This is a genomic window from Mycobacterium lepromatosis (assembly GCF_000975265.2).
GTDB classification, from domain to species: Bacteria; Actinomycetota; Actinomycetes; order Mycobacteriales; family Mycobacteriaceae; genus Mycobacterium; species Mycobacterium lepromatosis.
On sequence record NZ_CP083405.1, the window covers coordinates 170,981 to 191,785 of the forward strand.

Consider the following 20,805-nt stretch of genomic DNA (forward strand, 5'->3'; position numbering starts at 1 on the left):
CGCCAAATTCCACGCTGCGATTCCGCGTCAACCTTGCTTGACCACGATTAGCTTCAGGTTCATCTTTTGCCGCACCCGGAGCACTTTAGCAGTGACTGGATTGGGTGTCAGCTCAGCCGGGTTGTTCCTATGACCACGCCTGCGCTGGGAAGCCGCGTCAACAGCGCATCACCCATCGCCGCGGCGGGAGTAAGCACACCCCGCAGCTCGGAAAGCCGATCGCGATCGAGCGCCAGTGTCAGACCACTTGCGGCAAGCAGCCCCGCTGTCGACTTGTACGCGTCAACGTTGTGCGCGAAAGTTGCCATATAGCGTGCACCAGTCGTTGTCGTGGTGTACGTCTCGAACGTGTATTGACCCCGCTCCTGAGTTTTTCGGCTTGGACCGCTGCCTGGTTTGGGGGTGACGCGTTCCACGAACCTTCGGGGTAATCGGTTGAAATACCTATTTCCCAAGCCGATGGCACCAGCCACAACACTGGTGACAGCCGCAGAAGCGACCGGTGCCGCCCACGATTTGCCCAGACTCATCGTCTCCGAGTATCGGAATTGCCGACCATAAGACCAATCCTGTAATGCATTGCTACGCCGAACAATTCGAGTGTTGAATGGGCCTTGAATAAATCCGCCGGTCCAGAAGCCGGCAAGTTCGGGGGCCAGATCACTTCCTCGATGCCGGGGAAAGTCCGGCTGCGGACCCAGCTCGGGTTCGGCGTCTCGGTCCGTGGTCAGAGTATATGGGTCGGTGACGAGCCGAAGGGCCTCAGGATTGTTGGATGTAGTCCGCATTGCCTCCGAATATGTTGCAACCGAGCCACCGGAGACCCAGTACTGAGAGATCGAGCGAAGCACAAGGTGAGTGTCGCAGAGTTCACCGGTGCCGTCTTCGATTGCCCGGCGGTACAGCTGGTAGACGTTTAGATCCGAAGGGATCGAATCGAATCCGCACGCAAGGATTATCCGAGCGCCAGTGGCGGCGGCTTGTTTGTGGTACAAATCGATACTGTTCCGACAGAACATCAGTTCGCCAGTCAAGTCGGCATAGTCCGTTCCAGCTTTCGCACAGGCCGCCACCAGCGGCAGGCCGTAGCGCATATAGGGCCCAACAGTTGTCAGCACCACCTGGGTTCGGGCCGCCATCGCCTCGAGCGTCGACGGTTGCGACGCGTCGGCTACGATCAGCGGCCAGTCCTGTGCGGTTGGGCCCAACAGTGCCCGCACGTTCCGTAACCGTTCGCTTGACCGGCCGGCCAGCGCGATCCGTGCAGTGGATTCGCTAAGTGCGAGGTGTTCGGCTGTCAACTTGCCAGAGAAGCCAGTAGCCCCGTACAAGACGATGTCGAACTCACGCTTATCTGGCCTCATCCGGGTGACATTACCCGAGTGCTTGCCATCGACGCCGCCTCAGTCCTTGGCGAAGGAGTACATCCGATATGACAGCTCCCCGCCCTCCAGGTAGCGGGAAAGCTGCGTGCCTTGCACGCCAATGAATTCGCGGCCAGCGAAGCGCAGGAAGGTCGGCAGATGGCGATCGACTAGGTCTCGCGATTTTTGTGAATTGACATCAATGCCGCGAAGGACCTCGGCATTGATTTCTCTCTGTGAAAGTTGTCGCAACCGGCTATCGGCGAGGTCAACTTCCCATGCAGCGACCTGATTGCTGGGACGCAGGTCAGCGTAGACGAAGTACCCTCCTGGGCACAGCACGCGAACCACCTCGGCAAGAAAGCGTGGAAAGTGCGGGTAGCAGTGCGAGGCTTCGATATTGAGTACTACGTCGAAGGATTCATTGTCGAAGGGCAGGTTTTCGGCGTTCCCTCGCACAAATTCCAACCCTGGCAGCTGGTGTAGCTTTTGGCACAGCTTGATGCCTGCCGCATTCAAGTCCAGCCCAGTGTAGGAGGCTGGGTGCAAGGTGCGGGTGAGGTACGAGGCCCCGCCGCCGTGGCCGCAACTAACTTCCAGTATTCGTTTGCCGCTCAGATTGACCTGGGTCGCCGTGCGATGGTAGAGGTTGATGTGGGCTCGGTTAGGCTCGTCAGATGCCTCTAGGGGCAAAGCCATCGGCGGATCTTCTTCATAAGCCCAGTTGATGAACATAACCTCGTCGGTACCAAGTTTATGTGTCATTAGCGGATACCAGAACCTCCAAACCCTCTTGTATATGGAGGTACTGCCTGCGCCGGCTAGAAAGCTATGGGTTCGTGTAAAGGCCATGGGTAAGGAGTATGGCAAAAACTCTGGGTCACTGCCATGGCACGTGGCGTGAGTTCGCCGCCGAGGCGTTGTTGGAATGCCTGAGCGCAGGAAGCGGCTGTCGCTGCGGTAGTGTCGTCGGCATGACGTTAGTCGACAGCACGGAAGTTGAATGGGGACAATAAGCCGTGACTGGATTTCGTTTCGGCTTTGTTGATGCGCTTGTGCATACGCTGTTTCCGCCGAGCCTGCCGGCGCGGGCCAGTATCTTGTCCGGTGCAGTCTTGGGTGCTGATTCTTACTGGGTCGGCGATCATTTGAACGCGCTGGTGCCGCGTTCAGTCGCGACGCCTGAATATCTCGGAGTTGCGGCGAAGCTGGTACCCAAGATCGACGCCAACTATGAGCCGTGGACTATGTTGGGAAACCTCGCCGCTGGGAGTCGGCTCAACCGCCTGCGACTAGGTGTGTGCGTGACCGACGCTGGTCGCCGCAATCCAGCAGTCACGGCCCAAGCCGCTGCGACTCTGCATCTGCTTACCCGGGGTAAAGCCATACTTGGTATCGGTGTTGGGGAGCGTGAAGGCAACGAACCTTACGGCGTAGAGTGGACCAAGCCGGTTGCGCGGTTCGAAGAAGCTTTGGCTACAATTCGCGCGTTGTGGGATTCAAACGGGGAGCTGGTTTCGCGTGAATCTCAATTTTTTCCTTTACATAACGCCTTGTTCGATCTTCCGCCATATCGAGGGAAATGGCCCGAAATCTGGGTCGCGGCACACGGGTCGCGGATGCTGCGGGCCACTGGACGCTACGCCGACGCCTGGATTCCGATTGTTTTGGTTCGTCCCACCGACTATACTCGTGCACTTGAAGCTGTGCGTACCGCGGCATCCGACGCCGGACGTGACCCAATGTCTATTACTCCTGCGGCGGTGCGCGGCATCATCACTGGCCAGACTCGCGATGACGTGGATGAGGCGTTGGACTCTGTCCTCGTGAAAATGACCGCGCTCGGAGTACCTGGGGAAGCCTGGGCGCGCCACGGCGTTGAGCATCCAATGGGAGCCGATTTCTCTGGTGTGCAGGACATCATTCCTCAAACCATAGATGAGGAGACAGTTCTGTCATATACGGCTAAAGTCCCGGCCGCGCTTGTGAAAGAAGTCCTTTTTAGTGGGACGCCCGAGGAGGTCATCGATCAAGTAGCGGAATGGCGCGATCACGGCCTGAGATATCTGGTAGTTATCAATGGCAGTCTGGTTAATCCGAGTTTACGCAAGACTGTTTCGGTGCTCTTGCCGCACGCCAGGGTACTGCGTGGACTCAAGAAGCTATGATATGCGCCATTATGGGTGAAAATGCCGGTAGTTTGACCTAGTTTCTTGAGCGCGCCAACAACGACCAGTGGCAGTTCTTTCGGCTTATTAAGCCTAGGACTCAAGCATGTTCTCAAGAGCATAGCCAATTAACTTTAGCCCGACATTACTAATCCGGTCCAGGCTACCGACTTACGTGTAATCTGTGCACATAAGGCGTTTGCTGAAGCTCACGAAGTATGAGCTTGGTCACTTTCGTTGCGCGAGTGGGAACGACTGGTAAAGGCGCATTGTTCTCTGCCGCAACGGATTTGCTGCGATTCGTGCGAGTGTATGACGCGCTGCACCGCGTGGCCCGGCCAATCATGATTCTGGCGTCATGACTTGATCTCGTGACGTGTGTTCCGCCAGAATCAGTCACGAGACCGGATCGATAGGGTGTCAACGCGGACGCCATACTGCCTTCGATGCGATCAACAGGTCGATCTCGAAGGCTAGATCACTAGGACGGGCTAAGCTGGCCCCAAACCTGTATCACACAAACTCGGGGTTCTGTTAGCGCTGATGCTGTGCAGGGTAATCAGCTTAGTTGTTTCGGCAAAAAGCCACGTCCTTTACCTCGCTATCGTGGGACCTCATCAGATTTCGCGTCGCGGAGCCGGGCGAAGTACGAATCGTCTATGCATCGACTCGGATTCGAGGACACGGTAGCGAAACGGTCGTACCTTCTTGCCGTGAAGAGCCGAAGGATCATCATGAAAGCGAACGTGTCATTTCACGTTGGGGGTGAGGTGGCAACGCAGCCTGCGCCGGGCACGGCTGAGCAAACGGGACAACCGGTCAACGGGACTGCAACGCGATTCGCGATAAGTGAGTCGATGCTCACCGATCTGTTGCAGAAAGCAGCCAGCCAGTTCCCCAATCGCGCGGCGTACAAGTTCATCGACTATGACGTGGATCCAGCGGGGTTTACCGAAACTCTCACATGGTGGCAGGTCTATAGACGCTCGATGAGCGTGGCGGACGAGCTTAGGATCTACGCGTCGGACGGCGATCGGGTCGCTATATTGGCTCCGCAGGGGCTTGAATACATCGTTGCCTTTATGGGCGCGCTGCATGCAGGTCTCATCGCTGTTCCTCTTCCCGCGCCTCAATTTGGCATTCATGACGAACGAATTTCTGCAGCATTGCGGGATTCCTTGCCCAGCGTCATTATTACGACATCGGCGGCCATCGCTGAGGTCACAAAATATGCGTTACATGTACGCTCTGCACCGGTAGTCGTGGCGGTAGACGTGCTGGACCTGGACTCTCCACGAGAGCTCGATCCGAGTCGGTATACGCATCCAAGTACAGCATATCTACAGTACACATCGGGGTCCACCCGCGCACCGGCTGGTGTTATCGTTTCGCATAAGAACGTCATCACCAACTGTGTGCAGCTAATGTCTGACTACTTGGGGGATATAGAGAAGGTTCCGTCAACTGCTGTCTCGTGGTTGCCGTTTTACCACGACATGGGGTTGATTCTCGGCGTCGTTCTCCCGATGATCAATCAAGACACTGCAGTGTTATTGAGTCCGATGGCATTTTTGCAACGACCGGCTCGCTGGATGCAATTACTGGCCAAATATCGCGGCCAGATTTCCTGTGCGCCGAATTTTGGTTTCGAATTAGCGGTGCGCAGAACGTCAGATGACGATATGGCTGGACTTGATCTCGGGCATGTGCGGGCGATCGCCACTGGGGCCGAACGAGTAAACGCCGCGACGCTCCAGCGTTTTACCGACCGGTTTGCCCGCTTCAACCTCGACGAGACGGCAATTCGACCGTCATACGGACTTGCTGAGGCGACGGTGTACGTGGCTACGGCCGGGCCAGGACGTCCACCTAAAAGCATCTGTTTCGACTACCAGCACTTGTCGGCCGGTAAGGCTAAGCGCAGTGACAGCGCCGCGGGTGATGGTGTGAACTTGGTCAGTTACGGTGTGCCGCGAGCGTCGGTACTGCGGATTGTCGACCCCGATACCAGGATTGAGAACCCGGAGGGGACGGTCGGGGAAATCTGGGTACAGGGGGACAACGTCGCTAGTGGTTATTGGCGCAACCCCGAAAACACTGAGCGGACGTTCGGTGGAAAACTTGTTAATCCTTCGCCTGGTACACCAGACGGCCCGTGGCTGCGAACCGAAGACCTCGGCGTCATTTTTGAAGGCGAACTGTTCATAACGGGTCGGATCAAGGATCTCTTGGTCGTGGATGGGTCCAACCACTATCCGGATGACATCGAGGCGACAATCCAGGAAATCACCGGTGGTCGGGTCGTGGCTATAGCTGTTCCGGATGAGTGCACTGAGCAGTTGGTCACCATCATCGAACTCACAAAGTGGGGTTACGCGGATTGTGATGCGATGGACAAGCTGTGTACGGTCAAACGTGAGGTCACCTCCGCGGTATCCAAGTCGCACCGGGTGCGCGTCGCGGACGTCGTTATCGTGGCTCCGGGTTCAATTCCCGTTACCACTAGCGGCAAGGTTCGACGTGCAGCTTGTGTCGAGCGTTATCTAAACCACGAATTCAACCGTCTAGACGCTACGGAATGAATGTACACGTATGTGGTTTTTGTCCACTTAACCCCGGGATGAGAAATGACCAATCGTACTCTGTCTAGGGAAGAAATCCGAAAGCTCGATCGCGACCTTCGGATACTTGTCGCAACGAATGGTACCCTCACGCGGGTTCTCAACGTAGTTACTAACGAAGAGATCATCGTTGATATTATCAATCAACAAATTCTTGATGCAGCGCCGAAAGTACCTGAATTAGAGAATTCGGAAATTGGTCGGGTTCTTCAGCGTGACATCTTGCTTAAAGGCCGGAAATCAGGAAGACTATTCGTCGCTGCGGAATCATTGATTGCCACTGATGTGCTACCTCCTGAAATTACGACGTACTTGACAAATACCCACCAGCCTATCGGCGAAATTATGGCAGCAAGCCGCATCGAGACCTATAAAGAGGACGCTCGGGTCTGGATAGGGGATGTACCGTGTTGGCTCACGGATTACGGATATGGGGATTTACCAAAGAGAGCTGTCGGTCGCCGATACAGACTTATAGCTGGAGGTCAACCAGTCATTATTACTACCGAGTATTTTCTTCGAAGTGTATTCCAAGACATTCCGCGTCAAGAACCCGATCGTTGCCAGTATTCAAACGACATCGACATCAAGAGTGGAGATCACTTTGTCCTTCATGGTCGAGTCCTTAAAAATCTCTAGTGCTGACAATGTCAGATTACAGTTCTCGAGTCTGTGGAATGAAATTGCTTTGTGCATTGCGACACCAAGTAGATTTTTGTTCGTTCGACAAGCCAGAAAGAGTATAAATTTAGAGCTGCCTAGGGTGGTTATCCGATAATGCGGAGTGAAAACCTGGCAGCACTACTCGCTCAACAGGCAGCAGAAGCGGGATGGTACGACAAGCCTGCCTACTTTGCGCCGGACGTCGTGACTCATGGTCAGATTCATAACGGTGCGTTACGTCTTGGAAAAGTGCTGAAAGACCGCGGCCTTTCGGCGGGAGATCGCGTTCTGTTGTGTCTCCCTGATTCGCCAGACCTAGTCCAGCTATTGCTGGCCTGTCTGGCTCGCGGGATCATGGCGTTCCTAACGAATCCGGAGCTCCATCGCGACGACTACGCGTTTCGGGAACGCGACACCACAGCGGCGCTTGTCATCACAAATGGTCCGCTCTGCGATCGGTTTCAACCGTCGAACGTGCTAGAAGCTGCTGAACTGTTGTCCGCGGCGGCCCAAGTCGAGGTCGAGCCGAGCGACTACGAACCTGTGAGTGGTGATATGCATGCGTTCGCTACGTACACATCCGGCACTACGGGTCCGCCAAAGGCGGCGATTCATCGGCACGCCGATCCGTTCACGTTCGTCGACGCGATGTGTCGTCAAGCATTGCGGCTCACTCCTCAAGATATCGGGCTATGTAGCGCCCGCATGTATTTTGCTTATGGCCTAGGCAATTCGGTCTGGTTTCCGCTCGCGACAGGCGGGTCCGCAGTCATAAATTCAGTGCCGGTCAGTGCGGAATCTGCCGCCATACTAAGTATGCGATTCGAGCCATCTGTGCTTTACGGTGTACCAAGTTTCTTTGCAAGAGTTGTCGGCGCATGTTCCCCGGACTCTTTCCGATCGCTGCGTTGTGTGGTATCCGCAGGAGAGGCTCTTGAGCCGGCTCTCGCCGAGCGGCTCGTGGAATTCTTTGGCGGTATTCCCGTTCTGGACGGAATTGGATCTTCGGAGGTTGGCCAGACATTCGTATCGAATAGTGTTGATGAATGGCGTGTGGGGACTCTAGGAAAGGTTCTTCCACCTTACGAGATTCGCGTTGTAACGCCGGATGGGGCAACCGCTGGGCCTGGGGTTGAGGGGGACCTATGGGTCCGCGGACCATCGGTTGCACATGCCTATTGGAATCGTTCTGATTCGCCCCTGGAGAATGACGATTGGCTGAACACGCAGGATAGGGTATGTATCGACGGTGACGGATGGGTTACGTACGGTTGCCGTGCGGATGACACGGAAATCGTCGGAGGCGTCAACATTAATCCACGGGAGGTTGAGCGGCTCATTATTGAGGCCGACGCCGTGGCGGAGGCCGCGGTTGTTGGAGTAAGGGAGTCTACCGGCGCGTCTACGCTGCAGGCGTTTCTGGTTCCGGCGAGCGGTGCGTTCATTGATGAGTCGATTATGCGAGATGTCCACCGGCGATTGCTTACCCAACTAACTGCTTTCAAGGTGCCGCATAGATTTGCTATTATCGAGCGGCTTCCGCGATCTGCGAACGGGAAAGTGTTACGTAACGCGCTTCGTGCCGAGAGTCCAACGAAACCGATTTGGGAACTTTCGTTGACCGAGCCTCAGTCCGACACAAAGGCACAGCTTGACGGTTGGTCGGCATCGAACGCGCAGGGTGCTGTGAGACATGCTGTCGGAGCGACGCTCAAACAGCGGTTGTCTGCTTTGCAGCAAGAACGTGAGCGGCTGGTCGTGGAGGCCGTTTGTGCGGAGGCCGTTAAGATGTTGGGGGAGTCGGATCCTGGGTTGATCAATCGGGATCTCGCCTTCTCGGATCTGGGTTTTGATTCGCAAATGACAGTTACGCTGTGTAATCGATTGGCGGCAGTTACCGGCCTGCCCCTGCCTGAGACGGTCGGGTGGGATTACGGCTCGATATCGGGACTTTCCCGGTATTTGGAGGCTGAATTGTCCGGTGCGCGCAGTCGGGTGGGAACGCCTCTTCCAGTGAATTCCGGAGCGAAGGGCCGCTCGCCAATCGACGAGGAGTTGAAGAGAATCGAAGAGATGGTGGTGGCGATCGGAGCCAGCGAGAAACAGCGCGTAGCTGATCGTTTGCGTGCCCTGCTGGGGATCATCGTCGACGGAGAAGCTGATTTGAGCAAGCGGATCCAGGCTGCCTCGACTGCTGACGAAATTTTCCAGCTAATCGATTCTGAGTTTTGTGAATAATGATGAGGAGTGGTAACTGGCCATGACTGCGAGTGTTGAAGGGGCCGACCAGCAGAGCGAAAAACTTATACGTTATCTCAAAAAGGTTGTTGTCGAACTTGACGAGACACGTGCTCGGTTACGGGAATACGAACAACGCGCTACAGAGCCGGTGGCGGTGATCGGGATCGGGTGTCGGTTCCCAGGAGGCGTGGATAGTCCAGACAGGCTGTGGGATGTCGTTTCGGAGTGTCGCGATGTCGTGTCGGAGTTTCCAACGGATCGAGGTTGGAACGTCGATGCGCTGTTTGATCCCGATCCCGATGCGGAAGGCAAGACCTACACGCGATGGGGTGCGTTTTTAGACGACGCGGCCGGCTTTGACGCCGGGTTCTTTGGCATCGCCCCTAGCGAGGTGCTGGCGATGGATCCTCAGCAGCGATTGATACTGGAGGTTTCATGGGAGGCATTAGAGTACGCGGGGATTGACCCATTGTCGTTGCGCGGGTCCGCCACTGGAGTGTTTACTGGGATTTTCGCTCCGAGTTATGGCAGCAGGGACACTGGGGGACTACAGGGCTACGGATTGACCGGCACCGCGGTGAGTGTGGCCTCGGGGCGCGTGTCATATGTGTTGGGGCTGGAGGGCCCGGCGGTATCGGTGGACACGGCGTGTTCGTCGTCGTTGGTAGCGATCCATTGGGCGATGTCGTCGTTGCGCTCAGGTGAGTGCGATTTGGCATTGGCCGGTGGGGTGACGGTGATGGGGTTACCGTCGATTTTTGTGGGCTTCAGTCGTCAGCGGGGGTTGGCTGCTGATGGGCGTTGTAAAGCGTTTGCGGGCGCGGCTGACGGTACTGGCTGGGGCGAAGGTGCCGGTGTGGTCGTGCTCGAGCGGCTCTCGGACGCACAACGATTGGGCCATACGGTGCTGGCGGTGGTGCGTGGTAGTGCGGTCAATCAGGATGGTGCGTCCAATGGGTTGACTGCACCCAACGGGCTTGCCCAGCAACGCGTGATTCAGGCAGCGTTAACTAATGCAGGGCTGTCTTCGGCCGACGTGGATGTGGTCGAGGCACACGGAACTGCTACCACGTTAGGTGATCCTATCGAAGCGCAGGCATTGCTGGCCACTTATGGGCAGGGACGTCCGGCAGACCAGCCGTTATGGGTAGGTTCGATCAAGTCGAATATGGGCCACACTCAGGCTGCCGCGGGGGTGGCCGGGGTGATCAAGATGGTGCAAGCGATGCGTCACCACGTGATGCCGGCGACGCTGCATGTGGATGAGCCTTCTCCGCGGGTGGATTGGACCACCGGCGCGGTGTCGGTGTTGACCGAGGCCCGGGATTGGTCGGTTGAAGGGCGTCCGCGCCGGGCGGGGGTGTCGTCGTTTGGGATCAGCGGCACCAACGCGCATGTGATCTTGGAAGAGGCTCCAGCTCCGGTTGAGGCGGGCGACAGCACTCCGGACCAGCCGCGATTGTCGGTAGTGCCCTGGGTGGTTTCGGGTAGATCGAAAGAGGCGTTGCTGGCGCAAGCGCGCCGATTGGCGTTCTATGTGCAGGCTGACCCGGAGTTGGATCCGGTCGATGTGGGGTGCGCTTTAGCGGCGCGTTCGGTATTTGAGCATAGAGCGGTGGTCGTCGGCGAAAGCCGTGAGCAACTAATCGCGGGGCTAGCTGGGCTCGCAGTGGGCGAGTCGGGCGCTGGTGTGACGATCGGTCAAGCAGCCCCGCTGGGCAAGACAGTGGTCGTGTTTCCTGGCCAGGGGGCGCAGCGCCTCGGGATGGGCCGGGAGTTGTACAGCCAGTTGCCAGTGTTTGCGGAGGCGTTCGATGCGGTAGCCGATGAGTTGGATCGGCATATGCGATTGCCGTTGCGTGACGTTGTGTGGGGAGCCGACGCGGGTTTGCTTGACAGCACCGAGTTTGCTCAGCCGGCGTTGTTCGCGGTGGAGGTGGCGTTGTTCGCGGTGTTGCAGCACTGGGGCCTGCGACCGGATTTTGTGATGGGGCACTCCATTGGGGAGTTGTCGGCGGCTTACGTGGCCGGAGTGTTGGCTCCTGCCGACGCGGCAATGCTGGTGGCGGCGCGAGGCCGGTTGATGCAGGCGTTGCCGGCAGGCGGCACGATGTGGGCGGTGGCTGCCTCGGAAGACGAGGTGGTATCGTTGCTAAGTGAGGGTGTTGGGATCGCTGCGATCAACGCGCCCGAATCGGTGGTAATCTCCGGTGTGCAGGCCGCGGTGAGCGCTATTGCGGATAAGTTCGCTGCGCAGGATCGGCGGGTTCATCAGCTGGCGGTTTCGCATGCTTTTCATTCGCCGTTAATGGAGCCGATGCTCGAGGAGTTTGTGCGCGTCGCGGCTCAGATTGAGGTGCGCAAGCCGCAGATTGGACTAGTGTCAAATGTGACGGGCGAGTTGGCTGGCCCTGATTTCGGTTCTCCGCAGTACTGGGGTGAGCACGTTAGCCGGGCGGTGCGTTTTGTCGACAGTGTCCGTCATTTGCAGACCCTGGGCGTGACCCACTTCATCGAGGCTGGCCCCGGCAGTGGTTTGATAGGCGCTATTGAGCAGTCCTTGGCTCCGGCTGAGGCGGTGGTGGTGTCGATACTGGGTAAAGACCGGCCTGAGCTGGCCTCGGTGCTTGGTGCTACCGGTCAGTTATTCGCCACTGGTGTGCCAGTGGAATGGGCTGCGGTGTTTGCCGGTTCAAATAGGCGGCGGGTGACGTTGCCCACCTATGCGTTCCAGCGCCGACGATTTTGGGAAACTCCGGGAGCGGATGGGACCGCCGCTGTGGCCGGTTTGGGCCTGGGCGCAACCGAACATGCGCTGTTGGGTGCGGTGGTCGAGCGACCCGATTCTGGCGGGGTGGTGTTGACCGGCAGGTTATCGCTGGCGGATCAGCCGTGGTTGGCTGATCACGTGATTGGCGGGGTCGTGCTGTTTCCCGGTGCGGGTTTTGTCGAGTTGGTGATTCGTGCCGGTGATGAGGTCGGTTGCGCAGTCGTCGAGGAGTTGGTGCTGGCGGCACCGCTGGTGCTGCACCCAGGCTCGGGGGTGCAGGTGCAGGTGGTCGTGGCGGCCACTGATGAGTCGAATCGCCGGGCAGTGTCGGTGTATTCCCGGGGTGATCAATCCTATGGAGGTTGGTTGCTAAACGCCGAGGGCTTGTTGGAGGCGGATGCCGCGGAAACCACCGCGGATTTGTCGGTGTGGCCACCGGAAGGTGCCGAGAGTGTGGATATCTCGGATGCCTATCCGCAGTTAGCCGAGCGCGGTTACGCCTACGGCCCGGCTTTTCAGGGCTTGGTGGCGATATGGCGGCACGGTTCGGAGTTGTTCGCCGAGGTGGTCGCTCCCACTGGTGTGGCTGTCGACGGGATGGGAATCCACCCGGCATTACTGGACGCGGTGTTGCATGCTTTGGGGTTGGTTATCGAGAACACTCAAGCGGCCATCGAGACGCGACTGCCATTTTGCTGGCGCGGAGTGTCGCTGCATGCTGGTGGTGCTGGGCGGTTGCGGGCTCGCTTCACTTCGGCAGGGGCGGATGCGATCGCAGTGGATATCGCAGACTCCGCGGGGTTGCCGGTTTTGACTGTGCGTTCGCTGGTCACTCGTGCTATGACCGCTGAACAGCTGCACACCGCCGTGGCCGCGGCTGGCGGTGCACACAAACATGGGCCGCTGGACCTAGTGTGGTCGCCAATACCGGTTAGCAGCAACGGTCACGGCGGTGGCCTGCCTTCCGTAGTGTCTTGGGCGGACTATCGTGCTGGCAGCGGCAATGACGCGGGCATCGTGGTGTGGGAATTCGGGTCTGTTGGTGACCAAGCACCTGTGGACTCGGTATCCGCGGTATATTCGGCCACCCATGCCGCCCTTGAAGTGTTGCAGTCTTGGTTTTACCAAGATCGAGCAGGCACGTTGGTGGTGTTGACCCGTGGTGCTGTCGGGTTGGTCGGTGAGAATATCAGTGACCTGGCCGCCGCTGCGGTATGGGGCATGGTGCGGTCGGCGCAGGGCGAACATCCCGGCAAGGTCGTGTTGATCGACACCGACACGGCGGTGGACGTGGCGGTGTTGGCAGACCTTGGCGAATCCCAACTGTTGGTGCGTTGCAGTACCGTACATGCGGCTCGGTTGTCTCCGACCCCGCAGTTGTTGGCGCTGCCGGCCGGGAAGTCGTCGTGGCGTTTGGTCGCTGATGGCGGTGGGACGTTGGAGGATTTGGTTATCCAGCCCTGCCCGGAAGTGCAAGCATCGCTGCAGGCGGGGCATGTGCGGGTGGCGGTGGCTGCGGTCGGTGTCAACTTCCGCGACGTGGTGGCCGCCCTGGGAATGTATCCCGGACAAGCCCCGCCACTGGGTGCAGAAGGCGCCGGGGTGGTGATCGAAGTCGGTCCCGAGGTGACCGGTGTGGCCGTCGGTGACGCAGTGATGGGTTTCCTCGGTGGGGCGGGTCCGCTGGCAGTTGTTCACCAACAACTGATTACCCAGATGCCGCAGGGCTGGTCGTTTGCTGAGGCCGCCGCCGTGCCGGTGGTGTTTTTGACGGCCTTGTTTGGGTTGGCGGATTTGGCCGAGATCCGCGCTGGGGAATCGGTCCTTATACATGCCGGGACCGGCGGTGTGGGCATGGCAGCAGTGCAGTTTGCTCGCCACTGGGGTGTGGAAATTTTCGTCACCGCTAGCCGCGGTAAGTGGGACACGCTACGCGGCATGGGGCTTGACGACGACCACATCGGTGATTCTCGGACATTGGAGTTTGAGGAAAAGTTCCTGGCAGTCACTGAGGGCCGGGGGGTTGATGTAGTGCTCGATTCGCTTGCCGGTGATTTCGTGGATGCTTCGTTGCGCTTGCTAGTCAGGGGTGGGCGTTTCCTTGAAATGGGCAAAACAGATATTCGCGATGTGCAGGAGATCGCTGCCAACTATCCTGGTGTGCAGTATCGGGCGTTCGATCTGTCGGAGGCCGGCCCGGTGCGCATGCAGGAGATGCTATGCGAGGTGCGTCAGCTCTTCAACACCCAGGTACTGCATCAATTGCCGGTCACTACCTGGGATGTGCGCTGCGCGCCGGCGGCCTTCCGGTTCATGAGTCAGGCCCGCCACATCGGCAAGGTTGTCTTGACCATGCCTTCGGCGCTGGCTGATGGGCTGGCCGACGGCACCGTTCTAATTACTGGCGCCTCCGGGGCGATCGGTGGGGTATTGGCCCGCCACATGGTCAGCGCCTACGGAGTGCGCCATCTGGTGTTGGCTAGTAGGCGGGGTGATCGTGCTGAGGGAGCGGTTGAGTTGGCTGCTGACTTGGTTGATGCCGGCGCTAAGGTACAGGTGGTGGCCTGTGACGTTGCCGATAGTGATGCTGTGCGCCGATTGTTCGCCCAGCTGTCGCGGGAGTTTCCGCCGGTGCGAGGCGTGATTCACGCTGCCGGGGTGCTCGATGACGGGGCAATCACTTCATTGACACCGGATCGGGTCGATACGGTGTTGCGAGCCAAGGTGGACGCGGCGTGGAACCTGCACGAAGTCACCCGCGATCTGGACTTGTTGATGTTTGCGCTGTGCTCCTCGATCGCGGCCACGGTGGGATCGCCGGGGCAGGGCAACTACTCCGCGGCAAACGCCTTCCTCGATGGACTGGCCGCTTACCGGCAGGCCGCAGGGTTGGCCGGGACATCGCTGGCGTGGGGGTTATGGGAGCAGCCCGGCGGCATGAACGCTCACTTGAGCAGCCGTGACCTGGCCCGGATAAGTCGCAGCGGGCTGGCTCCGATGAACCCCGCCCAGGCGCTGGAATTGTTTGACGCTGCGTTGGTGCTCGATCACCCCTTCATAGTGACTGCCCTTCTGGACCGGGCCATACTTGATGCCCGAGCCCAGGCTGGCGCGTTGCCGCCATTATTCAGCAATTTGGTGCGACGTCCGCGGCGGCGCCAAATCGAGGACTCCGGGGATGCCACCCAGTCGAAGTTGGCTCTGGCCCAGCGCCTACAGGGGCTGGCCGCGAACAGGCAACTTGAGTTGCTGGTAGGGGTCGTATGCTTGCAAGCAGCGGCGGTGCTGGGCCGGCCCTCTCCCGAGGACATCGATCCCAACACCGAGTTTCAGGAGCTCGGTTTCGACTCGCTGACAGCCGTCGAATTGCGCAACAGGCTAAAGTCAGCGACCGGGCTAACGTTGCCGCCGACCGTGATCTTCGATCACCCCACTCCCACCGCGGTCGCCGAATACGTCGCTCAGCAAATGCTAAAAAGCCGACCAGTGGAATCCGGTGATGGAACGCCACAGGCTGTCGAACTGAAGGCAGAGAAAGTGTCCGTCCACACTTAACACATTCAAGTATCCCTTATTATCCGGGTTGCGAGCCCACTAGACAGATCGAGGTGGTTAGCAAATGAATGATCGGAAGTGGGTGGTGTCATCCGTTGTTTTGGTCACGTTGAGCGCCTGTTTGGCGTTGGGGCTATCTGGATGCTCTTCAACGAAACCTGATACCCAGGAACAGAGTAGTTCGTCTAGCTCGGCGTCCTCTGACCCCGCGCTCGCCGCCGAGATTAAGCAGTCGCTGGAGACGACAAAGGCTTTGTCCAGCGTGCACGTAGTGGTTCAAACAACCGGGAAAGTTGATGCCTTGCTCGGTATCAGCAATGCTGACGTCGATGTCCGGGCCAATCCACTCGCGGTAGAGGGCATTTGCACCTACAATGACCAGCCCGGAGTCCCGTTTCGGGTGTTGGGCGACAACATCTCGGTGAAACTGTTCGACGACTGGAGCAATCTCGGCTCCATCTCCGACTTGTCAACTTCACATGTGCTCGACCCCCACACGGGTATTACGCAGTTGCTGTCGGGTGTTACCAACCTACAAGCGCAAGGAGCCGAGGTGATTGACAGAATCCCGACCACCAAAATCACTGGAACCGTCCCTACGAGCTCGGTCAAGGTGCTTGATCCTAAGGCTAGGGGCTCGAAGCTGGCAACCGTGTGGATTGCCCAGGACGGCTCGCATCACCTGGTCCGGGCAAGCATCGACCTCAGTTCCGGGTCTGTTCAGCTCACGCAGTCCAAATGGAATGAGCCGGTGACCCTAACTGGTTAGGGTCACCACTTAATCGGCCCGGCAGTTTCGACCACGCTACCATGGCCGCTTTGGCGGCCATGGTAGCGGGAATTCGACACCTGTTCCACCGCAGTCAGTGCGCCCAGCCCGATAACCAGAACCGTACCAACTTGGCTGAGCGCACTGAGGGAAGCTCCCGCCGCCACCACCAGTCCGGTGCCGAATATGGCGCCGAGCACAGTCAGCGGCACAACTGCGCGCCGCACGGACACGGTCGCCGCAGTCTTTGTTTCTGTCTCAGCCGAGACGCGAACGGCCTTGAGGCCGGCAACCAGATACGGTACCCCACACGAAACGAGGACGGCGAAGGACACCAGCGGGACCGAGGCCTGCAGCTCGCGATCCAGGACATGCTGCCAGAGCGCAACTGAGATTCCCAACCCGCTGAGGTAGGCGGCTAGCACTCCTAGGCCAACCGCAACCCCACTGCCGGCGCTGCTCCACATGCTGACCAGGACCACTAATGCCAATAGCATGGCTGTCAACAGCACGACGTCGTGGGTGAGGGCAGCACGGGTGGCCACGGCTACTTGCACGGCCCCGCCCAGCGTGATCCGGCTGTCAACGAGGCTTCCGTATTTCATCGCCTTGCCGGCGGCGATTTCAAGCTGATGCGCGCGTGCTGCGGTATCAAGACCCGGGTTGTGCGCGTTTGTATAGACGAACAGGCGGGTCGCCGTTCCATCTGACGAAAACATCGATTCCCGTACGTGCTGGTAAGCTGAACTCCTCAGTTCTTTCATGGATAGGTGGAAGCCGCCCTCACCGGTATCGACGAAGTCTTCACTGAGATTTTTCAGCATCGCCGATGCTTGCGCTATTTGCGGCATGAGTTCCTGAATGGTGGATTCCAGCCTGGGTATGAAGGAGCGTACTTGCTTCAGCGCCGCCCGCATCTGCGCCACCATGTGCGGTACCTCGTTCAAGGAGCTCATTGTTCGGTCCGATATCGCCGAGATACGGTCGACACCATTGGACAGTTGGTCGATGCTAGTGGCCACTTTGTCGTAGGGCTCAATGACCTTGTGCATGGCCGAACACAGTACGTCGTTGGGACAGTTTGTGACGCTGACGACCCAGCCGCGGACTGTCTCCAGGTATCCCGAAAATTCAGCTGTTTTGCTTTTAATGTTCCGTGCGGCGGAGAGCACCGGGTTGAGGTACTGTTGTACTTGATGGGCACCGGCTAGAGCCACATTGACGGTGCTTTCCAGTTGGTCCACCGCATCGCTCATTTGATCGATCATGGTCTTCATTTGTTTTATCGCCGTCACCGCCGGTACGAACGATCCGGCCTGCTGACCCAGCTGATCAGCGAGTCTTCCCGCGGCGGAGCTGAGCGAGGCGTCGGTCCACGGCACACCAGCCGGCCATGCCGCCGACTCCACCTTGCGTACGCCGGGAATCTCCATCAGACGATGACTGACTTGGTCGATGGCGATGAGCGCCGCGGGATCCCTGAGGTCCCGGGCGGATTTGATGAGCAGAATGTCGGGTAGCAGATTGCCCGGGAGGACTTGTGCACCACTTTGCCCGGTATGGTCCTCGGCCAGACTCAACCGCATTCCGATGACTGGTAGTGCGCAGGTGGCCAATACCACTGCTGTGACGCGTGCCGGACTAGAGAATTTGGGTACTAACAACCGACGTATCCAGGTAGTGTCGTTCACCTGCGGTGATACCTGCCCGTTTGGTCTCGCGAGCTTGATCAGTGTAGGCAGCAGCATCAACGAAGCTGCAAGTGCCACACTGACACTCAGGGCGACGGTGCTGATGCTGCGTAGTGCTGGTGTTCGGGCAAGCAGTAACGTGCCGGTGAGCAATGCGACACACCCCCCGAGCAGCGCCAATGCAGGTAAGCGGTTGCGGTAAGTGGGCACGGCCGAATCACCTGCGTCGGACCTGGACGCTAGCAGGGTGGAAGCGGTGATGGTACCGATAGTCAGTACTGCAGCCAAGGTCCAAGAGAATCCCGAGACGGTTCCCCCAGCTTGTCCCAGCACCACTGCGGCGAGCGGCCAGGCCGCCGCGAGTGAGAAGTCGGCTGTCAGCAACATGATCCCCACGATCCGTATGGACTGCCGTGCTCGCAGCAGGAATAAGATGGCGATCACCGCCGCTGCGGTCACGATCGCCATGCCCTGCCAGGCAGTCATCGCCATAGGCATGTCGTTAGTGGTCGCCGGGACCACGATGCGGGCGTGTAGCTTCTCACTCGGCGGTAACTGGCGGACCACTGATCGGATAGCGCCGAGGGATTCCCGAGCTTGGGCTGTCCCCGCCTCGCCCTGCAGCCAGATCAAGGCTATTGCAGAGCGGCTGTCGGGACTGGTCCCCAGCGGAGCGGTGAGGGGATCCGACCACCAGTCGAGGACAGATCCCACGTCGCGAGTATCGGCGCGCAGGGCGCTGACGGCGGCGTCGTAGTAAGGCTGATCTTCAGGTTCGAGTGTCCTGCTGCCTTCCACCACCAAGTAGGCGATGGCGTTCGTGCCGGCGCCTGGGAAAGCCTGCGCAATCTGGTTGGTTGTGGTGATTGTCATGGTGTCTTGCGGCAAGAGCGCCGAGTTATTATCGCGCGGTTTCGCCTGTGTCAGCGTGAAAATTAAGTTCGCGATCACCACCGCTGTGACCCAGGCGGTGATGACAAGGAGGTTGGCGAGCCGGGGTGACCTATGGCTGTCGTCGGCTGACACGCTCGTGAATTTCAGATGGATGTGCCAAATTCTACACAGTTAGAGTGTCTGGCTAAGCATCTATGCGGTCGAACTGATCCTGCCTGTACCGTTCGACACATGTCGATCGTCTGACTTTGCCGCTTGTGGTAATCGGGATCGAGCCAGGTGCCACCAGGACTATATCTGCGACGCTTAGTCCGTGTGAACTCGATAAAGCCGAGATGACTTCACGTTTGATAGCGCTTAGTCGGTCCATCGCATACTGGTCTGTGTCACCCAGCTTCTTGAGCTCAATTATGGCGACCAGCTTCTCGGTGTTGCGGTCAGGAATCGATATGGCCGCGCAGCGGCCTCGGCTGATTTCCTGGATCGTCGCCTCAATGTCTTCCGGCGAATGGTTGCGACCGTATACGATTAGGAGATCCTTTATACGGCCAATGATGAACATTTTGCCGTCGATTACGAAACCCGAATCTCCCGTTCTCAACCAAGGACCTTCGGGTGTGCCCTTCGAAGGGGAGACAATCTTTCCGCCGAACGTGCGCTCACTCTCGTCAGGTTTTTGCCAATAGCCATTAGCGACGTTGTCACCGTGTACCCAGATCTCGCCGACGGTTCCATTCTGGCATTCTATGCAGGTATCCGCGTCGACAATTCGCATGATCGGTGACGGCGGCAAAACGTAGCTGATCAAAGGTGTACCGCTGCCGCTTGTACACGGCTTGGCCTGGCCGGTGGACAAACTCTCAGCATCGAAGTTAACGAGTTCCGCTGGTTGACCTGATTTGCTGCTTGTCACGTACACTGTTGCTTCTGCGAGCCCATATGAAGGCCGAAGCGCTTTTTCCTTCAGGTTGAAACGAGCAAAACGGTTGTTGAAGCGTTTAATGGTCGCGGGCTGTACTCGTTCGCTGCCATTGAGGATAAAGTGTATATTACCTAGGTCAATCCCGGTCATATCGTTGTCAGATATTTTTCTTGTCGCCAGTTCAAAGGCGAAGTTCGGCGCCGCCGAAAAGACTGGAAACTCACTGGCCAGCATGTGCATCCACCGGGCTGGGCGCTGTAGGAACGACACTGGACTGGTGAGTAATGCCGGACATCCCCCTAAAATCGGTGCGCAAACTCCCATTATCAACCCCATGTCGTGGTAAAACGGCAGCCACGATACACTCATCCCACCTGCCGGGGAGACCCCGTCAGTGTCCGCAAAGTAGGTGGACATCAGCTGTTCGAAATTGGTTCGAAGGTTGTGATGCGATATTATCACCCCCGCGGGTGTCCGCGTCGACCCTGAGGTGTATTGCAAATAGGCGGTGGATAGGTGATCGCCGTTACCGACGCCGGACCCGTTCGGCGAATCAAGATCTAGCAAATCAACTTCCATTACTAATGGCATAGATTTACTAGACCGCCGCGTAACGTGCTGCACAACATCGTCCACGACGGGCGATGTTGTTAGGATAGCCACAGGTGATGAATCGTTGAGCACCGACTCGAAACGTTCATCCGTTACGCCGCCCTGTGGCACCGACAGGGGAACGGCGATGCGCCCGGCTTGCAATGCGCCGAGAAAAGCGACGACGTAGTCGAGTCCTTGTGGAGCAGAGATCGCTACCCGATCACCCGTTGAACCGCAACGATTTAACTCTTGTGCCATGTTCAGCGTTCGCCGGTACAGCTGTGACCAGGTCAAGGTTATCCTGACACCCTCCCAGTCCTGTTCGTAATCCATAAACGTGAAGACCGGGTCGTTCGGTTGTAGACGCGCACACGTGCGCAGCACGGCGGGGATGGAACGCAAACTCATGGTGATAACGTTACTGGACTAGCTCTGGCATTGTCGCAACTTGGCGAATAACAATAACTTCCAGTACCGATTTCGAAGTGTTGGCTAAATCACATTTTAGTCAGATCAGTGGTGATTACCACCGCGGCCGGCAAATTCACGGCGC

Annotated in this window: 11 protein-coding genes; 7 read left to right on the forward strand and 4 right to left on the reverse strand. The window is 58.2% G+C overall.

From position 1 onward, the window contains the following. Positions 1-107 precede the first annotated feature (107 nt). Both MLPF_RS00655 and MLPF_RS00660 read right to left on the reverse strand, forming a co-directional pair. The gene (locus MLPF_RS00655; RefSeq protein WP_045842271.1) at positions 108-1,364 is read right to left on the reverse strand and encodes a saccharopine dehydrogenase family protein; all 1,257 of its coding nucleotides are present in this window, start codon (positions 1,362-1,364) and stop codon (positions 108-110) included. Between the two features lie 39 nt (positions 1,365-1,403). Further along, a complete protein-coding gene (locus MLPF_RS00660; RefSeq protein WP_045842272.1) occupies positions 1,404-2,216 on the reverse strand; it encodes a phthiotriol/phenolphthiotriol dimycocerosates methyltransferase in 813 nt (270 codons plus the stop codon). Positions 2,217-2,383: 167 nt separating this feature from the next. On the opposite strand from MLPF_RS00660, the gene MLPF_RS00665 reads away from it, so the two are divergent. The 7 genes from MLPF_RS00665 to MLPF_RS00695 all read left to right on the forward strand — a co-directional run bounded on the left by MLPF_RS00665 (position 2,384) and on the right by MLPF_RS00695 (position 16,151). Further along, positions 2,384-3,532: an LLM class flavin-dependent oxidoreductase gene (locus tag MLPF_RS00665; protein ID WP_045842273.1), complete on the forward strand. Its 1,149-nt coding sequence runs from the start codon at positions 2,384-2,386 to the stop codon at positions 3,530-3,532. A gap of 218 nt (positions 3,533-3,750) precedes the next feature. Then, positions 3,751-3,894, forward strand: a complete 144-nt coding sequence (locus MLPF_RS00670) for a hypothetical protein (RefSeq protein WP_156146904.1) — start codon at positions 3,751-3,753, stop codon at positions 3,892-3,894. Between the two features lie 495 nt (positions 3,895-4,389). Then, a complete protein-coding gene (locus tag MLPF_RS00675; protein ID WP_272946057.1) occupies positions 4,390-6,114 on the forward strand; it encodes an AMP-binding protein in 1,725 nt (574 codons plus the stop codon). A 45-nt stretch (positions 6,115-6,159) separates the two neighbouring features. Further along, complete coding sequence (locus tag MLPF_RS00680) at positions 6,160-6,792, forward strand: chorismate--pyruvate lyase family protein (RefSeq protein WP_045842274.1); 633 nt, start codon at positions 6,160-6,162, stop codon at positions 6,790-6,792. Positions 6,793-6,930: 138 nt separating this feature from the next. Beyond that, entirely contained in the window at positions 6,931-9,054 is a 2,124-nt protein-coding gene (locus MLPF_RS00685) for a p-hydroxybenzoic acid--AMP ligase FadD22 (RefSeq protein WP_045842275.1), read from the forward strand. Positions 9,055-9,076: 22 nt separating this feature from the next. Then, on the forward strand, positions 9,077-15,382 hold the full coding sequence (locus MLPF_RS00690; RefSeq protein ID WP_045842276.1) for a type I polyketide synthase: 6,306 nt from the start codon (positions 9,077-9,079) through the stop codon (positions 15,380-15,382). 64 nt (positions 15,383-15,446) lie between these two features. Then, the gene (locus MLPF_RS00695) at positions 15,447-16,151 is read left to right on the forward strand and encodes an LppX_LprAFG lipoprotein (RefSeq protein ID WP_045842277.1); all 705 of its coding nucleotides are present in this window, start codon (positions 15,447-15,449) and stop codon (positions 16,149-16,151) included. 2 nt (positions 16,152-16,153) lie between these two features. Here the strand turns inward: MLPF_RS00695 and MLPF_RS00700 are convergent, their stop codons facing one another. Together MLPF_RS00700 and fadD28 are read right to left on the reverse strand one after the other, a co-directional pair. Beyond that, a complete protein-coding gene (locus MLPF_RS00700) occupies positions 16,154-18,868 on the reverse strand; it encodes an MMPL family transporter (protein ID WP_175266291.1) in 2,715 nt (904 codons plus the stop codon). Positions 18,869-18,920: 52 nt separating this feature from the next. Next, positions 18,921-20,660, reverse strand: a complete 1,740-nt coding sequence (gene fadD28 / locus MLPF_RS00705; protein ID WP_045842278.1) for a fatty-acid--AMP ligase FAAL28/FadD28 — start codon at positions 20,658-20,660, stop codon at positions 18,921-18,923. Positions 20,661-20,805 lie beyond the last annotated feature (145 nt).

What these genes read in the sequence shown, in the direction of transcription:
- MLPF_RS00655 (WP_045842271.1), bottom strand. Translation starts at nt 1,364, where the DNA reads ATGAGGCCAGATAAGCGTGAGTTCGACATCGTCTTGTACGGGGCTACT.
- MLPF_RS00660 (WP_045842272.1), bottom strand. Translation starts at nt 2,216, where the DNA reads ATGGCCTTTACACGAACCCATAGCTTTCTAGCCGGCGCAGGCAGTACC.
- MLPF_RS00670 (WP_156146904.1), top strand. Translation starts at nt 3,751, where the DNA reads ATGAGCTTGGTCACTTTCGTTGCGCGAGTGGGAACGACTGGTAAAGGC.
- MLPF_RS00675 (WP_272946057.1), top strand. Translation starts at nt 4,390, where the DNA reads ATGCTCACCGATCTGTTGCAGAAAGCAGCCAGCCAGTTCCCCAATCGC.
- MLPF_RS00680 (WP_045842274.1), top strand. Translation starts at nt 6,160, where the DNA reads ATGACCAATCGTACTCTGTCTAGGGAAGAAATCCGAAAGCTCGATCGC.
- MLPF_RS00685 (WP_045842275.1), top strand. Translation starts at nt 6,931, where the DNA reads ATGCGGAGTGAAAACCTGGCAGCACTACTCGCTCAACAGGCAGCAGAA.
- MLPF_RS00690 (WP_045842276.1), top strand. Translation starts at nt 9,077, where the DNA reads ATGACTGCGAGTGTTGAAGGGGCCGACCAGCAGAGCGAAAAACTTATA.
- MLPF_RS00695 (WP_045842277.1), top strand. Translation starts at nt 15,447, where the DNA reads ATGAATGATCGGAAGTGGGTGGTGTCATCCGTTGTTTTGGTCACGTTG.
- fadD28 (WP_045842278.1), bottom strand. Translation starts at nt 20,660, where the DNA reads ATGAGTTTGCGTTCCATCCCCGCCGTGCTGCGCACGTGTGCGCGTCTA.